The sequence below is a fragment of the Asticcacaulis sp. AC460 genome, assembly GCF_000495795.1.
GTDB lineage: Bacteria > Pseudomonadota > Alphaproteobacteria > Caulobacterales > Caulobacteraceae > Asticcacaulis.
In genome coordinates this window covers 1-925 of the sequence record NZ_AWGD01000065.1, presented here as the reverse complement: position 1 = coordinate 925, position 925 = coordinate 1, and the positions used below count along the sequence as shown (strand labels likewise).

At 51.1% G+C, this 925-nt stretch carries 2 tRNA genes and 1 rRNA gene; all 3 read left to right on the top strand.

Annotated elements, in window-relative coordinates:
• Nucleotides 1-134 precede the first annotated feature (134 nt).
• Nucleotides 135-211, top strand: a tRNA-Ile gene (locus ABAC460_RS47925).
• Nucleotides 212-238: 27 nt separating this feature from the next.
• Nucleotides 239-314: transfer RNA gene (locus tag ABAC460_RS47920), tRNA-Ala, on the top strand.
• 347 nt (nt 315-661) lie between these two features.
• A 23S ribosomal RNA gene (locus tag ABAC460_RS50640) occupies nt 662-925 on the top strand; the annotation flags it as partial.

The window sequence follows — 925 nt, the reverse complement described above, 5'->3', positions numbered from 1 at the left end:
CATAAATGCGGTTCGCCGCCGTCTTCGTCTCTCTTTCCAAAAACATGATCGTCCCGAAGGAATTTTTGGTTCCGGGCAGGGTGGTCATGCATCGTAAGCCCAGCGGTAACGCGATGGGTGAACGCTTGACCTGCTGGCCTGTAGCTCAGGTGGTTAGAGCGTACGCCTGATAAGCGTAAGGTCGACAGTTCGAGTCTGTCCAGGCCAACCATGGGTTAAGCGTCCGATCTGGTAAGATGGGGCCATAACTCAGATGGTAGAGTGCCTGCTTTGCAAGCAGGATGTCGTCGGTTCGATTCCGTCTGGCTCCACCAGCTCCCTCAGATGAGGTTGTAGCGGGTGACATGCTTACGATGCACATGAGATTGTTCGACTATGAGGGTAACCTCCGGTCGAACGGGTGCAGGGACTTGTCCCTGCTGAAATTGTAAATGAAGGGTTTCCCCGGTTGTTCATAGCTTTAGGGGTGATCCGAGAAGACATTGTCTGACACAGACATCTTCGATGAACTACGTATGCCACAACTTTCCGAGCATACGGGGGAGAAGATGTCTAAGAACGACGTATGTATATGTAAGGGTGCGACGCTACCCTAGTAGCGGTCGTGACAATCGACGTGATCGTATCCTTACATTGTAAACACATGCGTTTTGTTGAGAACGATCAAGCGTTAAAGGGCTTCTGACGGATGCCTTGGCGTAGAGAGGCGAAGAAGGACGTGGCAAGCTGCGATAAGAACCGGGGAGGCGCTAGCACCCTTTGATCCGGTTATCTCCGAATGGGGAAACCCATCTTTACGGCCTTCCAATTTAAAGAACGTGGATAAGACAGAGGACGTGGTTGCATGCCACAGAGACTGTCTGTGAGGCGTTTGCCTGGGGTAACCCGGGATCTTTAGATTGGTTGGTTGTTTTAAGATATAATA